Source organism: Candidatus Nitrosopumilus sp. bin_32a (assembly GCF_054095935.1).
Map to the genome: position 1 here is coordinate 302,636 of NZ_JBSWSN010000005.1, position 22,933 is coordinate 325,568.

The 22,933-nt window shown below is 34.2% G+C and carries 21 protein-coding genes; 11 read left to right on the forward strand and 10 right to left on the reverse strand.

Annotated elements, in window-relative coordinates:
• The first annotated feature begins 6 nt into the window (after positions 1 to 6).
• The 11 genes from ACW9XH_RS06735 to ACW9XH_RS06785 all read left to right on the forward strand — a co-directional run bounded on the left by ACW9XH_RS06735 (position 7) and on the right by ACW9XH_RS06785 (position 13,257).
• Complete coding sequence (locus ACW9XH_RS06735) at positions 7 to 1,575, forward strand: vWA domain-containing protein (protein ID WP_457759871.1); 1,569 nt, start codon at positions 7 to 9, stop codon at positions 1,573 to 1,575.
• A gap of 98 nt (positions 1,576 to 1,673) precedes the next feature.
• The gene (locus tag ACW9XH_RS06740; protein ID WP_457759872.1) at positions 1,674 to 2,318 is read left to right on the forward strand and encodes a hypothetical protein; all 645 of its coding nucleotides are present in this window, start codon (positions 1,674 to 1,676) and stop codon (positions 2,316 to 2,318) included.
• A gap of 155 nt (positions 2,319 to 2,473) precedes the next feature.
• Positions 2,474 to 3,118, forward strand: a complete 645-nt coding sequence (locus ACW9XH_RS06745; protein ID WP_457759873.1) for a hypothetical protein — start codon at positions 2,474 to 2,476, stop codon at positions 3,116 to 3,118.
• 127 nt (positions 3,119 to 3,245) lie between these two features.
• Positions 3,246 to 4,778 carry a type II/IV secretion system ATPase subunit gene (locus tag ACW9XH_RS06750; RefSeq protein ID WP_457759874.1) on the forward strand — a complete coding sequence of 511 codons (1,533 nt, stop codon included), beginning with the start codon at positions 3,246 to 3,248 and terminating at the stop codon, positions 4,776 to 4,778.
• A 3-nt stretch (positions 4,779 to 4,781) separates the two neighbouring features.
• Positions 4,782 to 6,227, forward strand: coding sequence for a type II secretion system F family protein (locus ACW9XH_RS06755; protein ID WP_457759875.1), 1,446 nt, complete (start codon positions 4,782 to 4,784; stop codon positions 6,225 to 6,227).
• Positions 6,228 to 6,322: 95 nt separating this feature from the next.
• Entirely contained in the window at positions 6,323 to 8,860 is a 2,538-nt protein-coding gene (locus ACW9XH_RS06760) for a hypothetical protein (protein WP_457759876.1), read from the forward strand.
• Between the two features lie 70 nt (positions 8,861 to 8,930).
• Positions 8,931 to 9,626: an A24 family peptidase C-terminal domain-containing protein gene (locus ACW9XH_RS06765; protein ID WP_457759877.1), complete on the forward strand. Its 696-nt coding sequence runs from the start codon at positions 8,931 to 8,933 to the stop codon at positions 9,624 to 9,626.
• A 78-nt stretch (positions 9,627 to 9,704) separates the two neighbouring features.
• Entirely contained in the window at positions 9,705 to 10,664 is a 960-nt protein-coding gene (locus tag ACW9XH_RS06770) for a TrmB family transcriptional regulator (RefSeq protein ID WP_457759878.1), read from the forward strand.
• Complete coding sequence (locus tag ACW9XH_RS06775) at positions 10,661 to 11,077, forward strand: response regulator (RefSeq protein ID WP_457759879.1); 417 nt, start codon at positions 10,661 to 10,663, stop codon at positions 11,075 to 11,077. The genes ACW9XH_RS06770 and ACW9XH_RS06775 overlap by 4 nt, the downstream gene beginning before the upstream one ends.
• Positions 11,078 to 11,096: 19 nt before the next feature.
• Positions 11,097 to 12,203 carry a sensor histidine kinase gene (locus ACW9XH_RS06780; protein WP_457759880.1) on the forward strand — a complete coding sequence of 369 codons (1,107 nt, stop codon included), beginning with the start codon at positions 11,097 to 11,099 and terminating at the stop codon, positions 12,201 to 12,203.
• Between the two features lie 82 nt (positions 12,204 to 12,285).
• Positions 12,286 to 13,257, forward strand: coding sequence for an SHOCT domain-containing protein (locus ACW9XH_RS06785; RefSeq protein ID WP_457759881.1), 972 nt, complete (start codon positions 12,286 to 12,288; stop codon positions 13,255 to 13,257).
• On the opposite strand, the gene ACW9XH_RS06790 is transcribed toward ACW9XH_RS06785, so the two are convergent.
• The 10 genes from ACW9XH_RS06790 to ACW9XH_RS06835 all read right to left on the reverse strand — a co-directional run bounded on the left by ACW9XH_RS06790 (position 13,254) and on the right by ACW9XH_RS06835 (position 22,898).
• Complete coding sequence (locus ACW9XH_RS06790) at positions 13,254 to 14,612, reverse strand: pyridoxal phosphate-dependent aminotransferase (RefSeq protein WP_457759882.1); 1,359 nt, start codon at positions 14,610 to 14,612, stop codon at positions 13,254 to 13,256. The genes ACW9XH_RS06785 and ACW9XH_RS06790 overlap by 4 nt on opposite strands.
• A gap of 69 nt (positions 14,613 to 14,681) precedes the next feature.
• Positions 14,682 to 16,607, reverse strand: a complete 1,926-nt coding sequence (locus tag ACW9XH_RS06795) for an AMP-binding protein (RefSeq protein WP_457759883.1) — start codon at positions 16,605 to 16,607, stop codon at positions 14,682 to 14,684.
• Positions 16,608 to 16,651: 44 nt separating this feature from the next.
• Complete coding sequence (locus tag ACW9XH_RS06800) at positions 16,652 to 16,915, reverse strand: hypothetical protein (RefSeq protein WP_457759884.1); 264 nt, start codon at positions 16,913 to 16,915, stop codon at positions 16,652 to 16,654.
• Positions 16,915 to 18,321 carry an Asp-tRNA(Asn)/Glu-tRNA(Gln) amidotransferase subunit GatB gene (gene gatB / locus ACW9XH_RS06805; RefSeq protein WP_457759885.1) on the reverse strand — a complete coding sequence of 469 codons (1,407 nt, stop codon included), beginning with the start codon at positions 18,319 to 18,321 and terminating at the stop codon, positions 16,915 to 16,917. Before gatB ends, ACW9XH_RS06800 begins: the two co-directional genes overlap by 1 nt.
• Positions 18,318 to 19,763: an Asp-tRNA(Asn)/Glu-tRNA(Gln) amidotransferase subunit GatA gene (gatA, locus tag ACW9XH_RS06810; RefSeq protein ID WP_457759886.1), complete on the reverse strand. Its 1,446-nt coding sequence runs from the start codon at positions 19,761 to 19,763 to the stop codon at positions 18,318 to 18,320. The genes gatB and gatA overlap by 4 nt, the downstream gene beginning before the upstream one ends.
• Positions 19,760 to 20,029, reverse strand: coding sequence for a hypothetical protein (locus ACW9XH_RS06815; RefSeq protein WP_457759887.1), 270 nt, complete (start codon positions 20,027 to 20,029; stop codon positions 19,760 to 19,762). The genes gatA and ACW9XH_RS06815 overlap by 4 nt, the downstream gene beginning before the upstream one ends.
• Before the next feature lie 180 nt (positions 20,030 to 20,209).
• Entirely contained in the window at positions 20,210 to 21,850 is a 1,641-nt protein-coding gene (locus ACW9XH_RS06820) for a hypothetical protein (protein ID WP_457759888.1), read from the reverse strand.
• 125 nt (positions 21,851 to 21,975) lie between these two features.
• Positions 21,976 to 22,143 carry a hypothetical protein gene (locus ACW9XH_RS06825; protein ID WP_457759889.1) on the reverse strand — a complete coding sequence of 56 codons (168 nt, stop codon included), beginning with the start codon at positions 22,141 to 22,143 and terminating at the stop codon, positions 21,976 to 21,978.
• Positions 22,144 to 22,332: 189 nt separating this feature from the next.
• Positions 22,333 to 22,608, reverse strand: a complete 276-nt coding sequence (locus ACW9XH_RS06830; protein ID WP_457759890.1) for a hypothetical protein — start codon at positions 22,606 to 22,608, stop codon at positions 22,333 to 22,335.
• 41 nt (positions 22,609 to 22,649) lie between these two features.
• Complete coding sequence (locus ACW9XH_RS06835) at positions 22,650 to 22,898, reverse strand: winged helix-turn-helix domain-containing protein (RefSeq protein ID WP_457759891.1); 249 nt, start codon at positions 22,896 to 22,898, stop codon at positions 22,650 to 22,652.
• Positions 22,899 to 22,933 lie beyond the last annotated feature (35 nt).

A 22,933-nucleotide genomic window follows, 5' to 3' on the forward strand; every position in this document is an offset into this window, starting at 1 on the left:
ATCCAATTGAAAGAGAACATTCAAGATTTGGCCCATCAGTTATTTTTTGATATTTCAGGCAGAAAACCAATTGATATCGATACCTTCTTTTTAGATCAGCAGTATTTTCCTCAAATCAATTATGAGCCTAGAATGACTGTGTATCTGCCAATACCAAGAAACATCCAAGGGTTGGAAACAATTCAAGGATGTGCATTTTCAAACCTGGAAACATACCAGCATACAATATTTTCATTATTCCTAGCATCAGTTTGTCACACAGCAGGGCATGCCAAAGTCACAGATTTTAAAAAATATAAGAAATGGATGGAGGGTAAAAACAAAAAACGTGCATTTGAGACATTTGAGTTTATTGAAGACATACGAGTAAATGAATTTCTAAAGAATGATTTTCCAGAATATTATTCTGAAATAATAAAGATGGAGGAATTTTTCAATCAGGTTAACGAGAAAAAGGATCTAGAAGACATAAAGAAAAATTCAAAGAAAATATTTTCAACTACATTCATCTCAGAGATTAAAGATAAAAGAAAACAACTAGAGAAGGAGATTCTAAATCTAGATCCTAAAGACGATGAAGGGTTTACAAAAATAGCAGACATAATTTACGAGTCCTCAAACATTCTAACTGATTACAGATTACCATTTACAGATCATTTCAGCCATCCAAAAAGAATTCAAAAATGGATGGAAAATATCATAATAACTACTGATGGAAATTTTCAAAGTACTGTTGAAAGAATGGGCGAGATATGGTTTGAGCAACTAAAACGCAGAGCCAAAGTCAGGAAAAAATACGGCGGAATCACAGAAGATTTGGAATTTGACAAGATAGATTTTGCTCCAGAGAACATTGGGGAGTACCTTAGATTAAAAAACGCCACTCACTTGTTTTTAAAAAAGATGTCATCTCAGATGAAAATGACCCCTAACATCATGGACGAGGGAATGCCTGAAGACATGGGGTTATTGCAGATGCAGGCAGCCATTCAGGCAGTTGCAGCTCAAAACAACAGCATTCAAATTTTTGAGCAGGATGATTATAGAAGAATCGAGGAAGAATGGGCAATTGTTGTTGACACCAGCAGCAGCATGAGGCTAAAATTTGACGAGATGAAGAAGTTTGCCATTTGCCTTGGGGAGGCAGCAAATGAAGTTAATTCAAAAAATGGCAAATGGGGTTTTTTTACATTTAACAATAATTTTACCATAGTCAAAGATCACTATGAGAATTATGATCAAAACTCAAAATCACGCATTGGCGGGATAGAGATTAAGGGACTGTCATTTATTGCCGATGCTGTAAAGTTATGTTCTAGAATATTAGAAAGAGAAAACATTGAGAGAAGATATATCTTTTTAATTACAGATGGACAAGCCCTTGGATCATATGAAGCAGATAAAAAAATGGAAGAGGCAGTTGAGGAAGCTAGGAAAAAAGGCATTAGTGTGGTGGCAATTGGAATGCCAACAGGAGTCACAAAGATTTTTTCAATGTGCATGCCATATGAAGGATTGAGAAAAACAGTTCAGAAATTTTTAGCCGCATACACACTTCTTGCTGGAGACGATTAGTAAAAAATAAATTCAAAAAATACAATTATGACAAAACCCCAATTTTGGAACATTTGATTTTAGTTTATAAACATTAAATTAAATTCATAACATATTACATGAAAACCAAACTAAGCAAAAAACGTGCAATCAGTACAGTGCTCACGACTGTCATCATATTGGTGTCATCAGTGGTACTTGGTTCAGGTGTTGTTTTGTATGGTACCAGTCTTTTCCAAGGAGGTAGTCAATCAGAAGCAATTTCAGCATCAGGAATCAAAGTGTGGGTACACGGTACAGATTCAAACGGTTTAGCTTGGGGTGCAGCAAAAATCAGAAACACAGGAGACAAAGTTTTATCAATTGATAAAATATCAATTAGAGGATCAGACATACCATTTTCACAATGGTATGCAGATACAACAGTAAATGCAACATTGTTCCAACAGACATTGGTCAATCCAGGTTGGCAAACATCTGGAACTGGCGGATTAATGTTAGATGATGCTACAAATTGTGCAGTCCCTAGTGCAGATCCAGTGATTGAAATTGATTTGACTGGTGAAGACACAGCTAATTCTTCAATATGCGCAGACGCAGCAACAGGTCCAATAGGATTGACACCAGGAGCATCAGCAGTAATATACTACAAGTTGACTAATGGCACACTAACATCGTTAGACTCTGGCAGAGATGTCACAGTCAACATATTTGCTGGTAAAGCAGGCGCACCACAAAGTGTAACCGTAACAGGTGTAGAATAATCAGTCATTATTTCATCACATATGCACATATGAAATCATAAAATGAAATTAAATTTTCAATCCGTGCCTAGTGTGTTAGATACTTTTTACTCTGTAATTCAAAAAAATTACATACGCGACTAGATATCCTATTAACCAAAAATGGAAATAATAAAATGAAAACCAAACTAAGCAAAAAACGTGCAATCAGTACAGTGCTCACGACTGTCATCATATTGGTGTCATCAGTGGTACTTGGTTCAGGTGTTGTTTTGTATGGTACCAGTCTTTTCCAAGGAGGTAGTCAATCAGAAGCAATTTCAGCATCAGGAATCAAAGTGTGGGTACACGGTACAGATTCAAACGGTTTAGCTTGGGGTGCAGCAAAAATCAGAAACACAGGAGACAAAGTTTTATCAATTGATAAAATATCAATTAGAGGATCAGACATACCATTTTCACAATGGTATGCAGATACAACAGTAAATGCAACATTGTTCCAACAGACATTGGTCAATCCAGGTTGGCAAACATCTGGAACTGGCGGATTAATGTTAGATGATGCTACAAATTGTGCAGTCCCTAGTGCAGATCCAGTGATTGAAATTGATTTGACTGGTGAAGACACAGCTAATTCTTCAATATGCGCAGACGCAGCAACAGGTCCAATAGGATTGACACCAGGAGCATCAGCAGTAATATACTACAAGTTGACTAATGGCACACTAACATCGTTAGACTCTGGTGCATCAACTACAGTCAACATATTTGCTGGTAAAGCAGGCGCACCACAAAGTGTAACCGTAACAGGCGTATCCTAGGATAAGGGAATTTTTTTAATTTATCCATAAACCTCTTTTTAATATTTAGAATCAGAAAAAATTGTATGTATTGCAATGTTTCATACTGTTCAATATAACAAAAAATTACCAAGTATGATTGAAAACAATGGGTAAAAAAGAAGAGCAAGGATTAGAGACGTTTCTTAAAAGTGAGTTTCTAAGTGAGTTAAATAATCAAACACCGAAAGGTTCCAAAATCTTAGAAAAGTATCCACTAAAGGCACCATTTAGTTATGCAAATATCATTCAGGACCAAGATACGGGAAGCATATCATACCAAGTGGATGAAACTAAGCTCAATCAATCCGAACTGATAGTGTACAACCAACTTTATCGCTTGATTGAAGAAAATCTAGACTCTCCAGAGAACATTGAAAAAGATTTTGGATTCATGTCATTTGTAAATAAAATTCTAAAAGAGAACGAAAAACTGTTCCAAGACCAGCCACTAGCAAGTATTGAAAAGGTAAAATATTATCTGGAAAGAGACATTGACGGATTTGGAAACATTGATCCACTAATGAATGATCCAAACATAGAAGATGTCAGTTGCAGTGGGATTCTTACACCTATTTACGTGTGGCATAGAAAATACGACAGTATTCCATGTAACATTGATTTTGAAGATGAAAAATTAAATTCATTTGTCTCAAGAATAGTGTTCCGAGCAGGAAAGCATATCAGTTCAGCACATCCTATTTCAGATTTAGCACTGCAAGGAAATCACAGAATTTCAGTATTGTATCAAAAGGAAGTTACCCCAAAAGGAACCAGTTTTACAATAAGAAAGTTCAAGCAAGACCCGTATTCAGTTGTTGACTTAATTTCATTTGGAACAATCAGTGTGGACATTGCAGCATATCTTTGGATGTTAATGGAAGAAAAGATGTCAATAATGGTCATAGGGTCTACAGGCAGTGGAAAGACGACAATACTCAATGCAATTACAGGCCTAGTGAATCCCGATTACAAAATTTTCTCAGTAGAAGACGTATCTGAAATAAACATCAAACATGAAAACTGGTTTAGCCTAGTTTCCAGAGTGGGATTTGGAAATGAGGGAGAGGGAGAAATCGGATTATATGATTTGATCAAATCAGGCGTAAGACACAGACCAGACTATATCATAGTAGGTGAAATTAGAGGTTCAGAGGCATATGTAATGTTCCAGGCTATGGCTACAGGTCACGGAGGATTGTGTACCATGCACGCAGATAGTTTAGAATCAGCAAGTAAAAGATTACAACAAAAACCAATGGACATTCCAGCATCATATATGGCCCTGATGAATTGTGCCATTGTCATTAGAAGAGTAAAAGGACAAGACGGTAAAAGTACTAGAAGGGCAATATCAGTTCAAGAAATTAAAGCATCCGATTCGTTCCACAATTCATTCAAATGGGATCCAAAATCAGATTATTTTATTCCACAGCTAGAAGACAGTGAAATGCTGGGCAGAATTTCCACTCAGACAGGGAAAAGCATGGATGAAATTTTAGAGGAATTTGAAAGACGAAAGATAATTTTGCAGTGGTTAGTTCAAAGAGGCGAAAGGGCATATGACAAAGTAGCAGAAGTTATCGGCAAATATTATAGAGATCCTGAAGCACTGATGAAAAGAATCGAATACGGGGTTTAGCCTTTGTCATTTTTAAAAAAACATGAAGAAAATGACAAGAAAAAGAAATTAAATAAAAAATTAGATGCAGAGATACCCTTTTTCATTACAATAGTGACACTCTTGGCAACGAGTGGTTTTGGGCCATATACGATTTTTCTGAAAATAAAAGATTTGGACTTGTTGCCAAATGTTAGACTGGAATCAATAAAGATTTTAAAGAGAATAGACATTCTTGGTAAAGATCCACTAGTTGTAATGGCGGGGACTAATGAAAGAGGATCAAATTTTGGCGATTTTCTAAATGGGTGGGTGTCAGCTATTCAAAGCGGTGGAGATGTGGTGAATTACCTTACAACAAAAATGAATTCTGCTTTTGAAATATACGAAGCACAACAATCAGAACTGGCAAAAAAAGTAGAGACAGTTATTGAGACATATATGACTATGCAGGTAGTAGTATTGGCAATTTACATCATCGTTACTGCTACATCCACAGGCGGAGTTGGAACTGCACCAGATCCGAATTCCATTGATCCGTTATACATGGTAATCATCATGCCACCAACCGTATCAGTTTTGTTTTGTATTATTGCAGGTAAATTAAACAAAACAAAAGTGAAAGAATTGGATTGGAAAAAAATACTAATATTCGGAATTCCAGGCATACTAGCTGCTTTTGTGATAATTGGATTAAACATACTTCCCGATTATGGATTATACATTTTAGGAATCACATTAATCATATCTGCAATTTGGCCTGCATTGAATTTTAAAAACAGATATCAGTTATCATTGGATGCAGAATCCGGAACTGCACAAATTATGAGAGATGTTGCAGAAGCAAGAAAAGCAGGATTAGGTCCAGAAAAATGTGTAATTAGAACAACAAAGAGAAAAGACTATGGATTATTCAATCCGATTGCAAATGGAATAGCAAACAAACTGGAATGGGGAATGACATTGGACGATATTTTTGGATTTATTAAAAATGAAATTAACAGTTTCCAAATTTTGATCAATTTCAAAGTATTATTTGAGATAATTTCAGCTGGTGGAGGAAATGTAAATACATTAAACACATTGGCAGGAGTTGCAGAAAAAATGCACACCATTGAAAAAACAAAAAGAGAAAATCTAAAACCTTACGTAATGGTAGGGTTTATGCTAATTGCAATAACAGGATTTACCACATTGTTAGTAATTGAATCACTGACAAGCTTAGGTTCACAACTAGAAGAAGACGATATTAAAAGAGAAATACTGGAATCAGAGGCAAAGTCAAGGTTCGGATTATTAGGAATTGCAATACTGGTACAGTCATGGATTTCAGGATTGTTTTTAGGTAAAATTACAACAGGTTCGTACTCTGGCGGATTCATGTATTCGATATTTCTAGTAGGAACATCAATTGGAGCTATATTGGTTATTCAGATGAAAATTTTCAGCGTGTCTGCAATATTCGGATAACTGTATGTATTGTGATGTTTCATACGGATTCATATAACAAAAATAAAGGATTGTAAATCAAGTTGAAATCAATTTTTCTCATATTCTGTGTTCTTTTGAGCTTGTTTGTCGTTCCAGTTCAGGCTCAAAACACATCTGAATTTGGATATCAGCTGCATCCGGAGAAATTGCTTGAAAACACAGAAGGGACATTGCAGATTTTTGTAACATCAAATGACATGATGGTTCCAATGGAAATTGAGAACCTCAAAGCAATAAGTTCAGACAATTCAATAATTCAGATTTTGGGAATAGTTGATGGAAATGATCAATTCACAAAAAATGTCCTCATTAAAGCAAAAAAACCAGGCATTACTAGCATTGCGTTAGCAGCACCAAGTTTTTCATCCAAGGAAATATCTCTCGAGGTCTTCAACAACAACAATCACCCGACACAGTTATTGATGAAAACCACACCTGAGAAATTTCCAATTGACGGGCCAAGACACGGATATGTTGCCATAGAGTTGGCTACAACCGGGGGACTGCCCACACTTGCATCAGAAGATGTCACGATACATCTAGATACGCCTAACAAGGACGTGATAAAACTAAAAGAGTCAGAGGTTGTAATTTCTACTGGAAATTATTACATCATTTCAGAATTTGAAATCACAGGTTCTGGGGATGCAATCATATTTGCAGAAACAGAAGGCATGAAAAAAATTAGCAGCATAGTAAACGTACTTGAAGCCTCAGGTCCTCTCAAATTACAATTATCTGTTTTTCCAGAAAACTTTAACAGTTTTAGTGCAAATACGGGATTTGCAATCATACAACTGTTAGACAGTGAAGGAATTCCTGTTCTAGCTGAAGAAGATATTAATTTTAAATTACAAGTTGAAAATCCAGACGTTTCAGTCAATACCAGCCATGATTTTGAAGAAGTAATTTTTGATAAAACGCAATTAACTATTGAAAAGGGAAGCTATTCAACATTTACAAAATTCTCCCCTAGGCCCAACATTGGCGAGTTTACAGATAAGTTTGAACAGACATACAACATGTACATATCAGCTAACAACATTTTGACTCAGGGGGATTCGTTTAAAATTACTCATGATCAAATAGGGGCATTGGAGGGGGAGGGACCCTCAATTACAAACATCTTGCCATTTCTCACCACAGGAAATGAGGAAATCATAGCAGTAACATACTATGAGACAGATATTGAGGTTTCAAGACAATTGGGATCAAGTGTTCAAGGAACTACAAGCAGACAGCTTGTTTCAGTTACAGTTCCGGTTCAAGCAAAAGATAATCACGAAGTGAATTTTTCTTCATCTGAATCAGATGTAGTGAATCCGATTAACCCCATAATGAAGAAAGGTCAAAATGCCGTAATGGTTTATGGAAAAACAGGCACCATTGCATCAGATGATTCCATAATTTTTTACATTACAGATAATGAAGGAGTAAAAACGGTTACAGGAAATGCAATAGGTCCAGTCAAGGACGATATTTCACTCACAGTTGAACCTCTAGTACCGATGATTTTAGCACAGAGTCAATTCCCAGTATTAGCATATCTTGATGAAGGTACGGGAGACGAAGAGGAAGTCACAGCAACCGATGAGGATGAAGAGGAAGATCCAAGACTTGGAGTGACGCCATTTATCGAAGATGCAGTTCTTACTTTTTCAGCAAATGACGAGGTGGAGACAGACTCTTTATCGATAAAAAAGAATCAACCGTATGCAATAATGGATATGATGTCAAATGCAGTTGGAACTACTACGCTATCATATCAAATGGCGGGATTTGATGGAACTGTGGGGATTGTGAGCCACACAACTGATCCAGCAGAAATTTATCTGGCATTTCCAAAAAATATCTTGGCAAATTCCAACACTCTAGCTACAGTGCAACTATTAGATTCAGCAGGAAATCCAGTTTACGCAAAGAATGACATTGAGATTAAACTAGTGTCAAATGATGAAAGCGTTTTAAAAATTCCTCCAGAATTGACAATAAAGAAGGGGGAATATTTTACAACATTTGATTTAGAAACAACAGATGAAGGTACGATTGAACTTGCACTACTTTCAGAAGATTTTGCATTATCAAAATATGAAATCAACGTTGTAGATATCAGTCCAGTGTTGTCGCTAAATCTTTTAGGTACAATGAATTGGAATGAAAGAATCGAAGCAAAATTATCAGTGAGTATTCCAGAAATTGAGACATCCCTTTCAGGATTTCAAGTCGAGTGGATTGCAGAAGGCGGGGAAGTCAAAACAATGGATGATGTAACAAACAACGAAGGCATAGCAACACTAAACATCATTGCAAATGATAAAGAACAAGTGACAGTTTCTGCCAAAATATCAGGAAATGGCCTTAGTGAATCAGAAGTAACAGCAACTGCCACCATACTAAACATTCCAATAGTTGAAGAAGTAATTGTTGAGAAATCACCAGGATTACAATTAGACATAGTAACAATTATGTTAATTGTTATCCCAGTAGCAATAGGTGGAGGATTATTTTTATTAAAACGCATGGACAAGTTAGATTTAATCACAGACAGAATTCCAATCGGGGATAAATTCGAAGAGATGAAGGAAAGAATTTCAGATATCCGAAATCGTTAATCATGATAAAAAATGACCAAGAAAAATAAAATTTTTTTAAACAAAATAAGAATAATTTAACAGATGAAAAATGATTGAATCACTAACAAATTATGAAATAATAGGTATCGGATTAGGACTAGTCATGTTAGTCCTAGGATCAGTAATTGATGTTTGGAAAAGAGAGATTCATGATTATTATTGGATTGTTTTTGGAATTGTTGGATTTCTACTAGTATTCATTGATTCAAACATAATTCCAAATCTACTAACAATGGGTTTTGCATTAATAATAGCGCCATTTGTGATACTAGTTTGGAGAATAGGTCTGTTCGGAGGAGCAGATGCGTTTGCTCTAATAGCATTGGCAGTAATTGCCCCAATGGCCACATTTAGTGAAAATCCAGTATCTCCGTTTACTACCTTGTCTAATGCGGCAATTTTATTTGTGATTCCATTCTTGATAAACATCTGCAGAAACATCCTAGCAAAGATGCAAGGAGAAAATATTTTTGAAGGATTTGAGGAAACTAAAATTAAAAAAATAATTGCCACATTTATGGGCTACAAATGCAAACAACCAAAATTCGGATTTGCAATTGAAAAGACAGTAAAAGGTAAGAAAAAACTAGATTTGGCCATACATCATGCTGAAAATCAAGAATTCTGTACAACCCCCAACACATGGATTACTCCAGGCATACCCTATTTGCTATTAATTACAGGCGGATTCATCATACAACTATTCTACGGCGATATAATCCTCAGCAGACTGCTAGTCATGTAAATCATGATTTTACCAATTTAATCTGTAATATGCAATAACATACACCCCCTTATGTCATAATTCAATATAACAACTTCAATGACAGTGACTGAGACCGTTGAAGAAGGGATGTTTCAGACAGAAAACCCTATTCATGAACTTAATCGAATGTTAGTCAGATATGATCTTACACCCAATCAAGCCAAAGTATACTTGTTTTTGAGCAAAATAGGAGTAAAAACAGCATCAGAGATTTCCAAGGCACTAAAAATTCCAAGAACCGAAACATACCATCTTTTATCAACACTGCAACAAAAAGGAATCATTTTTTCAGTATTTGGAAAACCAACAAAATTCAATGCGGTTGGATTAGAAGAATCACTGGAAATTTTAGTCAATAATGAAAAAAGCCGAATTAATGAGCTTGAAGCAGGAAAGGATACGCTGATAAAACTGTGGAATATCATTCCAAAATACGGTGAAGAAGACAAAGAATCACAGGACAACAAGTTCCAATCACTTCAAGGAAGAAATTCAATACTGGTCAAATTAGAACAGATGATCAAAGAATCCAAAGAAAATATTCTCGTCTTAGGCACTGAGGCAGATTTTAAGAGATTTTACTTTACAGAATTTACTGAATTGTTAAACAAAACAAAATCCGAACTCAGAATCTTGACTGATCATACAACAGATTCACCACATATTTTTGAAAGCGTTCTTCCTAAAAAAGTCAAAAAAATCGAGGATAAAAACAGGGAAGACTTTTGCTTTATAATAAAAGATGATAGTGAAGTGATTTTCTTTATCAGCAATAACAAAGTCAAAGACATGTTGGCAGTATGGACTGATTCCAAAGCATTTGTGACAACATTGAGATCATTATTCAGTTTGATGTGGAAAAAATCACACCACATAGATGAAACAAATGCAGAGTCCTTATTAGGATCAGAAATCACATATGAGCATAGACTAAGGGAAATTGAGCAGGAAAAAATGATTCTAAACTACCTACAAGAAAATTTCCAGATATTAGACAAAGTGAGGGGCAAGAATTGAGTAAAACAGACAAACAAAAAAACAAACTCAAAGAAGAAAGAAAGAGTTTGGAAATTTTAATCATAGACGATAATGAGCAGATAACAAAAATGTTAACCACATTTCTTGAATTAAAAGAACACAAATGCACTGTCGCAAATGATGGCAAAGAAGGACTAAACATAATTAAAGAAAATAGACATGATGTAATTTTATTGGATTTGGCCATGCCTGAATTTGACGGATATTCAGTAATTCAGGATTTGGAAGACAATAATGCATTAAAAGATCATAAAATTATCGTGTTTACTGCATCTACAATCACTCAAGAAGAACTAGATGAACTTGTTACAAGAGGGGTATCATCGTATATTTTAAAACCAATAGATATTGACATTCTTCTTTCAAAACTGGTTGAGACTGCAAATCTATAATCCTTAGAGGCAAAATCAAATGTTACCAATTAAGCATACATTGTTTTTAGTTTCAGGCGTATCAAGTTTCATTATTTTTTACATGGGAATTGTGAATTTTCTGACATCCGTTGATGAATCTACAGGGATGATATTGCTAATATTTTCAGTTTTTGTGGCAACAGGTACATTGCTAGGAACAGTACACATTTCAACTAGCATTACAAAACCCATCCAAAAATTGGCAAAAAACATGTCAGAATTTTCAAAAACAAATAAAATCTCAAATGAAAACCAGGTTAAAACTAATGTAAAAGAGATTTTTGAATTAAATCAAAATTTTGAAAGCATGGGTGAAAAAGTTGAAAAAACAATCAAAGTTCAAAACGAATACGTGCAAAAATTAAAGGACATGGATAGAAAAAAAGTGGAATTTTCATCAATGGTCTCACATGAGTTAAAAACTCCACTAGTTCCAATCTTAGGTTACGTCCAAATGTTACAAAAAGAGGAATTGCTTGGAAAATTAAACGAAGGTCAAAAAGACGCAGTAGATGAAATCTATACATCGACAATTAAACTAGAAAAATTAATCGGAGATATTTTAACGACACAAAAATTAGATTTGGGAAAATTAGTTTTTAATGAAGAAAATATCGACGTTTCAGAGTTACTATATGCATTAATCAAAGAATTTGATCCAATAGCAATTGAGAAAAAAATAGAGATAACTGCAAATTTCAATGAAGATATCCAAATTTTAAGCGACAGGGATAGAATCAATCAGGTTTTTTCTAATTTGATTAAAAATGCAATAGATTACGTTTCTCCAAATACAGGATGCGTTACAATAGGGATGAAAAATGGCTCAAAGGATGTAGAATTTTTTGTTCGAGATAATGGTGTAGGAATTTCAGATGAAAATAAAAAAGAATTATTTAAAAAATTCTATCAAGTGGACACATCATCAAAGAGAAAAAAAGGAGGAAGCGGGCTAGGGTTGGCAATTTGCAAAGGCATCGTAGAGGGTTTAGGAGGCAAAATTTGGGTTGAAAGTGAAGAAAATGTTCAAACAACATTCTTTTTCAAAATTCCAAAAAAACCAATAAAGATCAAAGTAGATAATCTATCAAATGAGAAAATTTAAAATCAAAATTTAACTTTTACGTACAATAAAACTGGATGAATGCTACGCTTCTCTTAAATGAAAAAATCCAATATTTTATTTATTGAATGGAAAATGGTATGAATTTTGTTCTATCGTAATGGTTTTATTTTTAGGGGTAATGTTCAATCCTGCATTTGCAGAAGTAACCAGTATTCAAACTAACGAAAATTTATTTTACAAAGGAGATGACATAGAATTTTCAGGATCTGTTGAAAGAGACTCTACAGGACTAGTGACAATTGTAATTCGCGATATTAATGATGAATTTGTTTTACTAACTCAAGCAACAATCAATCATGATGACACATTTGAAAAAAGTGTAAAAATTGAGAATAGATTCACAGAACATGGCACCTATAGTGCCACAGGGTTCATTCTCAACATGACAAGAGGTGTAACTTCAGAGTTTGACGTTTCATTAAACGGAATTCCAATCCACCACGAGGACAAAATAAACATAGAAAAGGAACAAAGCATCAGCAACTCAGACATCATAATTGATGATGATAAGATAATTGAAGAACCAGGAGATATTTTAAAATTAAGTAAAGCAGATTTTGTAGATTCAAGTAAAGATCCATCATATTATTTGCAGAGATATTATTCTGAACCAGCATACAAGAGTTGGTTTGACCGAAATTATCCAAACATGACAATAGAAGAGGCAGCAGGACATACAGATAGTGCAGGAGAGATAAAATCTACTGTTCAAAATATCATAGACAAAAATATCATTCCAGAAGCACAAGCATCATCCACAACTGAACATCCTCAAGACATTACAGATAATTCAGATATTGCTCAAATAACTTTAGCAATTGCAGGATTAGGCATACTATTTGGAGCAGTGTATGGCGTTAAAAGACAAGTAGATACCAATTCAAGACAAATTTCACTCAACAGAAATACAATTAGAAATAGAATAATTAATACAATAAGAGGTTCAAACCCAAAAACAATAATTCAAACAAGATTAGCGAAAGGAGAAATCACTTTAGAAGAATATGAAATGTTAAAATCAAAATTAAATTAACTAGGAGCAACCAAAGAACTTTTCTTATTTTGATATTCAGACAATGTATTTTTTTTTAAATCTCTAAAGAATTCAGCAATCATATCAATTCCTGCAACTACTTTTGGAGCATTATTCTTTACAAATTCAAGTTTTTCAGAACTAGATTTGGGCGTATTTTTAAGATATTCTTGATAAACTTTGGAACCATCATAATCAACATATGCAATTCTAGCACTAAAATCAGTTCGTTCTAAAACAAGACTGTCTCCACCCACAATTGCAGTATGATAGGGATGGACAATTAGAGATTCAGATAATTTTTGAGACGTGATAATGTTTGCATTTTGTAAATCAGTTGCAAATACATTAAAATCTGCAAGAAGGTAAAATGTAGCATCAGGTTTTGTTGCAGTTACACCTTCAATTGCAGTTAATGCATTGTAAGTGTATTCTCCCATAATTTGATGGATATTTCTAGTGACAGTAAAATAGTCATCCATTTCTTTACTTATTTCAAATCCAGCTACAGCAGCATGTTGAATTGGAGTTGAAACTGCAGTATATTCAGTAGCTAGTATTTTTTTAAATTGTCTTCTCAAATCAACAGCATGTTGGGGAAAAACAACATATCCCAATCTATAACCACCTGCTGCATGAGATTTGGACAATCCATTGGTAACAAAAGTTCCTTCAGGAAAAATTGTTCCCATACTAACAAATTTTGAAAAATCATATGTCGTAAGTGCATAAATTTCATCAGAAATTACAGTTATGTTTTGTTCTCTACAGACATCTGCAATTTCTTCCAATTCCAATTTATCATATAGTAATCCTGTAGGGTTGTTGGGATTATTTAATATCAGAATTTTTTGTCTATCGTGTAATCGTAATGCTAATTTTCTAAGGTTGTTAGGAGATATTTTTTTATTTGCACGAGTGGGTAGCATGTGATAATTTTTTTTCAAAAATCTGATTTGTGGGAGATATCCCAACCATGCAGGGGTTGGCAAAATTACAGTCCCATGTAAGATCTCCAACAGATTAAAAATCAGTTCTTTTGTTCCAGGTCCCACATAGATTCTTTCAGGTGCTATATCCAGCCCAAAATAATGCTTGTTATATTTTGAAATAGCATTTCTTAATTCAGGTATTCCAGGTACCGCCGCATATGCCCCTTTGTCAGCATTTTTGATTAATGCCTCTTGAATCAATTTAGGTACAGGGAAAGGAGATTGTCCAAAAGCAAACCCGTAAAATCCGAAATTACATTCTGAGTGAGGACAGTCCGAGTGAAATTCCTGTAAAAATGTATTTAGTTTTAGATTCTCAGGCATCTCAATGTCTTCTACCTGCTGATCAACTACAAATTTCAATGATATGCCTAAAAGGATTCAAATTATAAATGAACCGTGAAATAGAAAATATCAAAGAGATAGATTTTCTCAGCCTAATTTTTGAACTTCATCCAACACATGTGGATTTTCAAGAGACGACAGATCGCCCAATCCGTTTCCCAATAATTTTGATTTTAATAATCTACGCATGATTTTTCCAGTTCGAGTTTTTGGCAAATCAGATAATTGAAATACTAATTTAGGTTTTGCAATTTTTCCAATTTTTTCAGAGACATAATCAGCTATTTCAGAAATTTGTATTTGCTCAGATTTTTTATCTGCTACAAAAAATACGACTATTGCCTCTCCTGTTATATCGTCTGGGATGGCAATAGATGCAGCATCAGATATTTTTTTATGAGAAATAACAGCATGTTCAATTTCAGCAGTACTCATTCTATGGCCTGACACATTAATCACATCGTCTGTTCTCCCCCGCATATACCAAAGGTTATCTTTGTCAACAAAAACATAATCCCCATGAAACCAAATATTTTCAAATCTAGACCAATAGGTTTCAAGATATTTTTCATCATTATTTAGCAACCCACGAGTCATTGCAGGCCAAGGGGATTTTATAACAAGATATCCGTTTTTTTCTCTGACGGAATTTTGATCATCATCAATCACATCTAAATTCATTCCAGGAACTGGCATGCCAACTGTGGACGGTTTTAATTTCATTCCAGGAAATACAGATAACATTGCACCGCCTATTTCAGTACCGCCAGACAAATTCATGATGGGAATTTTTTTATTTCCAACTTTTTCATACAACCACCACCATGAATCCTCATCAAGTGGCTCTCCAGTGGTGGGAATGTTTTTGATTTTATCTAAAGAAAATAATTTTAAGGGCTCAACATTGTTTTTTTTAAATAATCTTACAGCAGTTGGAGATATTCCAAAAATTGTTGCATCATAGTCAGATAGCATTTTCCATATTCTATCAGATGATGGATAATCTAAAGCACCATCGTAAATTACGGCACTAGACCCCACAGTCAACAAACCATATACGTTCCACACCAACCCTGTAATCCAGCCAATATCGGCAGGCCAAAACAAGACATCTTGTGCCTGAGTATCAATCAAGTATGCGGATTGATAGCCAGCAAATACAGAAAAACCACCATGAGTGTGAATTACACCTTTCGGATTTCCCGTAGTACCCGACGTATACAAAATGAATAATGGATCTTCTGAATCCAGAATTACAGTTTCACAAATCACATCATGAGAAGACACAAGGTCATCATAGAAAATAACATTGTCAGATTCAACATATTTATCCACTCCCTTGTATGGAATTACAATAGTTTTTTCCACCATTGTATTTTCTAATGCTGCATCTACAGACTCTTTTTGTGAAATGGATTTGCCTTTTCTGTAAAAGCCATCAGAAATTATTAGAATTTTAGCATTGCAATCTTTTAATCGTACATGCAATGATTCAGAACTATATCCTGAAAAAATTATAGTTTGAATAGCGCCAATTTTTGCTGCTGCAAGAATTGACAGTATTGCACCCTCCATCATTGGCAAGTATATTGCAACAACATCCCCTTTTCTTACACCTAATGACTTTAATCCATTTGCAAGTTTTGAAACTTTGGAATCAAGTTCAGAGTATGAAATGTGAGATGTTTTACCATCTTCGGATTCAAAATAATATGCAATTTTATCAGGAGTTCTTTTTACAAATTTTTCAACTGAAGATTTATAGATATTTGTTTTTCCATTAACAAACCATTTAGACCATGCAATTCCTTTAGACATATCCAATATTTTTTCATATGGGACATCCCAGACAATTCCAAGGTCCTCATCGACTGATTTCCAAAACCATTCCAAATCATTTTTTGCCCTATCAGATAATTCATCAAAGGAGGACAGATTATGTTTTTTCATAAATTTGTAAATATTGGATTCTTGAATTTGTTTTTCAGTTGGAATAAATTCAAATTCAGACAATGTTTAATTTTTTAAAACTAGGATAGAGTAAAAAGATTTTTTTGTCATGAGATATCAATCCCTAATCTTCGCGCACATGCAATAGCTGCTTTTCCAGCATCTTCATCAATTCCAACCTTCTCCAGTTTTTGAGTCCATTCAGTTTGAGTACCCATTGTATTTTCACGGTAATATTCTCTCAAAATTGTGCCTATTTCGGAATCCAATCGTTTCCTAGTAGCCTCATTCATTCCAGCCTGAAGAATAGTGGCATCAGAAGTTGCCAAAATTTTGATAAACTCTATGTTTTCCAATGACAGTTCAACCATCAAATACCAATCTGTTTTTTCAATAAATTCAAAGTCAATCCAGGGTCGGCCTTCCCTTTGGTTTTCTGCATTACTTTGCCCACCAGATAGTTTATAGTTTGAGGATTGGATTTCGCTTGGTCAACTGCTTGTGATTCTTCGGATATTACCTGGGCAATTATTCCAGACAATTCAGATTCATCTGAGACATTACCAAGATCAAGTTCTGAAATAATAGTAGACAAATCTTTGCCTGATTTTAAAATCTCATGTAAGGCATTTTTGGATGAATTTCTAGAAACTGTTCCAGATTGAATTGCATCAGCAAGATCTCTTAGATGTGTTGAAGTGAATTTTGACGCATCTCGTTTTTCCCTAGTGTCAACGAGCCCCATTAGATCAGTAGTGATAATATTTGCAACCTCTTTAGCATTAGATTCAGTGTGCGCCTCTTCAAACAAATCAGAATAATATTTATCAGAGGACAATACATCAGCAACTTGTTCAGGAATATTATATTTTGAAACATATCTTTCTTTCTTGGAACTGATACTTTCAGGCATTTCAATCTGTAATTTCTTTTGAATTTCAGGATCAATCTTAACCCATGGAATGTCACCTTCTAAGAAATATCTATAGTCAAGTTCTTCTTCTTTAGAACGTGAAGAAACAGTAATCTTTCGTTTGTCATCCCAATGACGGGTTTCTTGAATGATTTCTATGTCTCTAGAATGCAAACTTTCTTGCCGTGTAATTTCAAAATGTACTGCTTTTTCTAAATCATGAAATGAACCAATGTTTTTGATTTCAACTTTTTTACCTCCTTTAATTGAAACATTTGCATCTGCACGCATTGCACCCTCTAAACTAGGGTCTGCAACTCCAAGATTTGCAAGAATGTCAGACAAAATATTGAGGAAATCTCTAACTTCTTTGGGAGTCTCAAAGTCAGGCTCTGTAACAATTTCAACTAAAGGTGTGCCAGCACGATTGTAATCAACTAGAGTAATCTGATTTTTAGACGAACTTCCCTCATAAATTAGCCGTCCTGGATCTTCTTCTAACTGAATTCGTGTAATTCTAATTTTTTTATCACCAATCATCACAGATCCAGTACCACCCACACTGGTATCTCCATAGATATTCAATTGTGTGATTTGGAAATTTTTTGGAGAATCAGGATAAAAATAATTTTTTCTAAAAAATGCAATTTTTTCAGGAGTGGTGCAGTTTAGCGCCATTGCAATTATGGTTGCTTTTTTTACTGCTTCTTGATTTAACCTAGGCAAGCTTCCAGGCAATCCCATACATACAGGACAAATGTTTTCATTAATTTCAAATTCCCTATAGTTTGCCTTGCATGAACAAAACAATTTACTATTCAGGTTAGTTAATTGACAGTGAATTTCCAATCCAATCATCGTCATATTGGTACCTCCGGCAAACTTACAGTTTGCTCTAAAGCATATGCAGCCTGAAGTAGTAATTTATCATTCATGGAATCAGCCATTAATTGAATTCCAATCGGCAATCCGTTTGAATTTGTAAATGGAATAGAAATTGCAGGTTTGCCAGTTAGATTTGCAGTTACTGTATTAATGTCGACTAAGAATAGAGATATTGGATCATCAATCTTTTCACCTAACTTGAATGGTAAAATTGGAACCGTTGGAGATATTAGAAAATCAAATTTCTTAAATGCCTCGTTGATTTCTTTTGTGAGTTTGCTTTTTACTTTTAATGCTTTTAAGAAATATTTTCCGGCATGGCCTGCAGATGGAACAAATCCCCCAAGGATCAGTCTTCGTGTAACTTCAGGGCCAAAATTTCGTCGAGCCTTTGAAATGTACGAATTAAACTCATAACCTTCCACTGGAAAATCATAGCCGTATCTAAGATTATCATATCTTGCAAGATTACTACCAGCTTCTGTTGCAGTAATGGTGTAGTAAGCCGCAACAGAGTATTTTACCATGTCAAGGGAGATTTCCTCACATGTTGCACCCAATCCTTCTAATTTTTTAATAGCATCTTTTGTTGCAGACAGTATTGCCGGATCAATACCTTCCCCTATCATCTCTTTGATAATTCCAATTTTTTTACCTTCAATTCCAGATTCTATTCCTGTAAGATAGTCTTCGTTTTTGTTATCAACTGTAGTATTGTCATTAGAGTCAATTCCAGAAATTAGATTTAACATGAATGCAGCATCTTTTACAGTTCTTGTAAGGGGACCAATTTGTTCAATGCTATTTGCATAAGAAATCAAACCATACCTGCTAATCAAACCATAAGTTGGCTTGTATCCAACTGTCGAGCAAAAACTTGCAGGGTTTCTTACAGAGCCACCAGTGTCTGAACCAAGGGATGTTACACATTCATATGCGCTGACAGAAACAGCGCTACCTCCAGATGAACCGCCAGGAACACATTCAAGATTCCAAGGATTTTTGCTCGGACCGTATGCACTAAACTCAGTTGTAAGACCCATGGCAAATTCATCCATGTTAACTTTGCCAACGAATATTGCATCTTGTTGTTTGAGTTTTGTAATTACAGTTGCATCGTAAGGCGCAATAAAATTCTCAAGCATTTTTGATGCACATGTGGTTTTTGAGTCTTTAATACAGATATTGTCTTTGATTGAAATAGGCATTCCAAAGCAATCTCCAACTTTTTCACCAGATTTTACTTTTTTATCAATCTCTCTAGCTTGATCAATTGCCTTATCATTTATAGATAAAAATGCATGAAGTTTATCATCCACGCTTTGAATTCTATCCATAGTTTTTGCAACAAAATCTTCAGCGGAGATATTTCCAGACTTTACTTCTTGAACAAAGTCAAGGGCGGATATTTTTAGATTCATGAAGACATCTTTGGTGCACGAACGTATGTTCCCCTGTAGTGATTTAATTTTTCAATTAATTTGTCATCAAATGGAATGTATTCATCTTTTCGTAAATTAGAGACGGAGATTTCAGGCATCGAAATTTCTTCAGATTCAACTCCAGCAGAATCTAAAATATCAAAATAATCAATCATTGCATGTACTTTTTCAACATATTCTTTATGATCATCAATGTCTACTCGCATTAATTTTGAAACGTGCTCTATCTCGTCTTCAGTTACCATTTACAACACCTACGGAGTAAGCCTATCCTCATACCCCATTTTACTACCGAGATAGCATATCAATTGGATATTTTCTGCCTGATAATTATCATAAAATTGCTTCATTTTTATCTTAATTTGAAAATAAGATTTCTTTGATATAATGCTAATGATTGATACTGAGTTTGTACAAAGTTTCCTTTACTGGAAATTTAACAAACTCTGATTTTTAGATTCGGAATGTTTATGAATTTTCATATAGTCTTGTAATTCTTCAACAGTAGGACATTTTCCATTTCGCAGTTTAAATGAATATTTAGCTTTTTGAGATTCAATATTTTCTATAATGCCCCAATAGAGTTTAGGATTCAGTGAATCTAAACAATCAGGTCTTTGATACACACCTGTATCATATTGAAGTTTGTAATCGTCATCAAAGTACGGCATTCCAAGATTTGAAATTTGTGAATCTCTTAAAGAAGAAAATAAAGATAGATCATCAAAACACATTGTTTCGCCTGTTTGTAAATTCTTTAAGACATCAGTAATCATTTTTTGTTGTTGTTCTGTCCATCCACCATCAGGAGGAACAGCTGTCTCCATTTTTAATGAACATTCAGGACACAAGCAATCCACACTAGGATCAAATACAACAATTACATAGACACTTTGCACTATATCATTAGAGGAATGTCCATAATCAAAACGCATTTGTAAAAATTCCATACTGGGAGAAACACTTTGCGGAATAGCAGGATTATCTTTAGGAGGGGTAACGAATCGCTTTAATGATTTTGTAAATGCAAGAGTCTTTCCTTTATCGTATTCATCATAGTCAGTATTTTGAATATCTTTAATCTCTTCTTGAATAATAGAATGAGTATAAACTATATTTTGTAATGGATAATCAATTCCTTTTTTTGTAATTTCTTTTCTGGTATAAACAACAGAATCTATTTGGTCGTATCCAGTAAGGGAATATTTGAAAACATTTTCAACTTTGAATTTATTGTTATAGCATTCACCAAAATACCTAATACTGTGCTCAGAAGATCTCTTACCAACTTCCTTCATAAAAACAGCAGAATGCGAGAGCAGATATTTTGATAAATTATAACAATCATCCCAGGTTTGAATTGTTGAGATTTGCTTAATGAGCCAATTTGTGTTTTCATAACTTTCTTTTACAATTTTTCCATCAATCCATCCAGTCAATATAAAATGAAAATGGACACTTAGCCTTGCAGATTCTAAACCTTGTGAGAATCTATATGGATGATCAATGAATACACCACCATCTACATCAAGTTGTTTTAGATGTTTGATTGCTTTTGCTCGTAGTTTTGCTCTCCCCTCTTTTGTAAGATATGGCGATTGTTCTTTATGTGGGACTGATACAATAACATGAGAAAGTATCCTAGATCTATTTTTCTTTAGATAGATTTTTCTATTTTTCTTCAAACTACAAAATACCATCAATCTGTTTGCTATAGATCTTGCCCGTCTTTGAATGGTAGAAGATGCACATTTACGACATCCAATGGAATTACAATGCATGATATTTTTTTGAAAATATCCACCACCATGTTGATGCAAATCCCCTTGTTTGCATACACATATCTTCCATTTGCCACAGGAATCTTTACCATTAGAAGCATGACCTGGAAGCAAAACGTCTGAAACTAAATCCTTATCAAATGATTGTGACAGGTTTTTTTCTTCATAAGCATAAAACCCACATTTAGGATCTTTGTGGAATTCTTCTTTATCAGAGCCAACAGTTTTCTCCGAATCAATGTCGTAACGTAGTAATTGTTTAAGTTCCTCAGGAGAATTAGGCATGAGTCTATTTAATGAGTCTGTGAATTGTTTCGTAAGATTTCGTACGCTGTGAGACTCACGACATAGACAGTAGATGTTTTTGCATGAATTACAATCCCCAGATAGGCACGAATTGCAATTAATTTTCAATCCAATTCCCCTATCTTTTTTTCTTTGATTCGATACTTTGAGAATTCAGGTTTTTGATTGCAAATTGTACAGATTGTCCATACATCTTTTTTCTTTAAAGAACCTGTATCGAATTCAACTTGAATGATTTTGGGGTTGTTATCTTTGCAAGTAAATGGAGTCATCTCTATTATAGAATGTACGATTTTTGAGTAGAGCTAGAAACAACGATGAATCAGAATAATCATGCCTAGATCTAGGCATGAAAAAATTATTGTAACTTTTTTGCTTAGTGGTTATTGAACTAATTATATGATTCTTTATTAGAACTAATTACACAAATCTTATCATTTTAAAACTTGCAAGAGTGAAAATTACAAATCACAATTGCAATCCATGCAATAGAGATTTCCGTTTGAATCTCGATCACGCATTTGTTTGGGATGATTGCATTTTGGGATAATATTCGATCTGACTTTTTGCAGTGCAATTATTTCACTTTGCATGTTTTCTGCAATGCTTTTTGCAAGAAACTGTACACAGTCAAAGCCTTGATTCCAAGGTTTTGCAGAATCTACCATGCCTTTGGCTAGTTTTGTCTCTTGTTCTATTAGCAGGTCTATGATTTTGATTGCTTTTTGAAGAGTCATTAAAAGTAATTGTGATTAGTTGTTGTAAAGTACTCAGAAAATTATTTTAGAAATGCATGTTTTTTTTCTAAAACATAGCCATCGGATGTTTTTCTGAATAAAGGTGATTTTTGTAAAACCGAACTAAGCGTTTTTTCAGGAGTTTTACCTGTAGATTTTTTATATTTTGAAATCTCTTCAAATAGATCAATTACATGCATTGGTCTATTTTTTCTAGATAAGATCTTTATCGCTAATCCGATATATGTAGTCGATAAAGTTTTTTTGTTTGGACCAAATGGTCTGGTCATAACAATATCTTAAAATCCTAGCATAAAAATATTTT

Excerpts from the sequence above, each read along its gene's own strand:
- ACW9XH_RS06825 (WP_457759889.1), bottom strand. The coding sequence starts at position 22,143 with ATGACTCCATTTACTTGCAAAGATAACAACCCCAAAATCATTCAAGTT.
- ACW9XH_RS06750 (WP_457759874.1), top strand. The coding sequence starts at position 3,246 with ATGGGTAAAAAAGAAGAGCAAGGATTAGAGACGTTTCTTAAAAGTGAG.
- ACW9XH_RS06740 (WP_457759872.1), top strand. The coding sequence starts at position 1,674 with ATGAAAACCAAACTAAGCAAAAAACGTGCAATCAGTACAGTGCTCACG.
- ACW9XH_RS06770 (WP_457759878.1), top strand. The coding sequence starts at position 9,705 with ATGACAGTGACTGAGACCGTTGAAGAAGGGATGTTTCAGACAGAAAAC.
- ACW9XH_RS06830 (WP_457759890.1), bottom strand. The coding sequence starts at position 22,608 with ATGACTCTTCAAAAAGCAATCAAAATCATAGACCTGCTAATAGAACAA.
- ACW9XH_RS06780 (WP_457759880.1), top strand. The coding sequence starts at position 11,097 with ATGTTACCAATTAAGCATACATTGTTTTTAGTTTCAGGCGTATCAAGT.
- gatB (WP_457759885.1), bottom strand. The coding sequence starts at position 18,321 with ATGACGATGATTGGATTGGAAATTCACTGTCAATTAACTAACCTGAAT.
- ACW9XH_RS06815 (WP_457759887.1), bottom strand. The coding sequence starts at position 20,029 with ATGGTAACTGAAGACGAGATAGAGCACGTTTCAAAATTAATGCGAGTA.
- ACW9XH_RS06820 (WP_457759888.1), bottom strand. The coding sequence starts at position 21,850 with ATGCCTAATTCTCCTGAGGAACTTAAACAATTACTACGTTACGACATT.
- gatA (WP_457759886.1), bottom strand. The coding sequence starts at position 19,763 with ATGAATCTAAAAATATCCGCCCTTGACTTTGTTCAAGAAGTAAAGTCT.
- ACW9XH_RS06835 (WP_457759891.1), bottom strand. The coding sequence starts at position 22,898 with ATGACCAGACCATTTGGTCCAAACAAAAAAACTTTATCGACTACATAT.
- ACW9XH_RS06765 (WP_457759877.1), top strand. The coding sequence starts at position 8,931 with ATGATTGAATCACTAACAAATTATGAAATAATAGGTATCGGATTAGGA.
- ACW9XH_RS06800 (WP_457759884.1), bottom strand. The coding sequence starts at position 16,915 with ATGGTTGAACTGTCATTGGAAAACATAGAGTTTATCAAAATTTTGGCA.
- ACW9XH_RS06745 (WP_457759873.1), top strand. The coding sequence starts at position 2,474 with ATGAAAACCAAACTAAGCAAAAAACGTGCAATCAGTACAGTGCTCACG.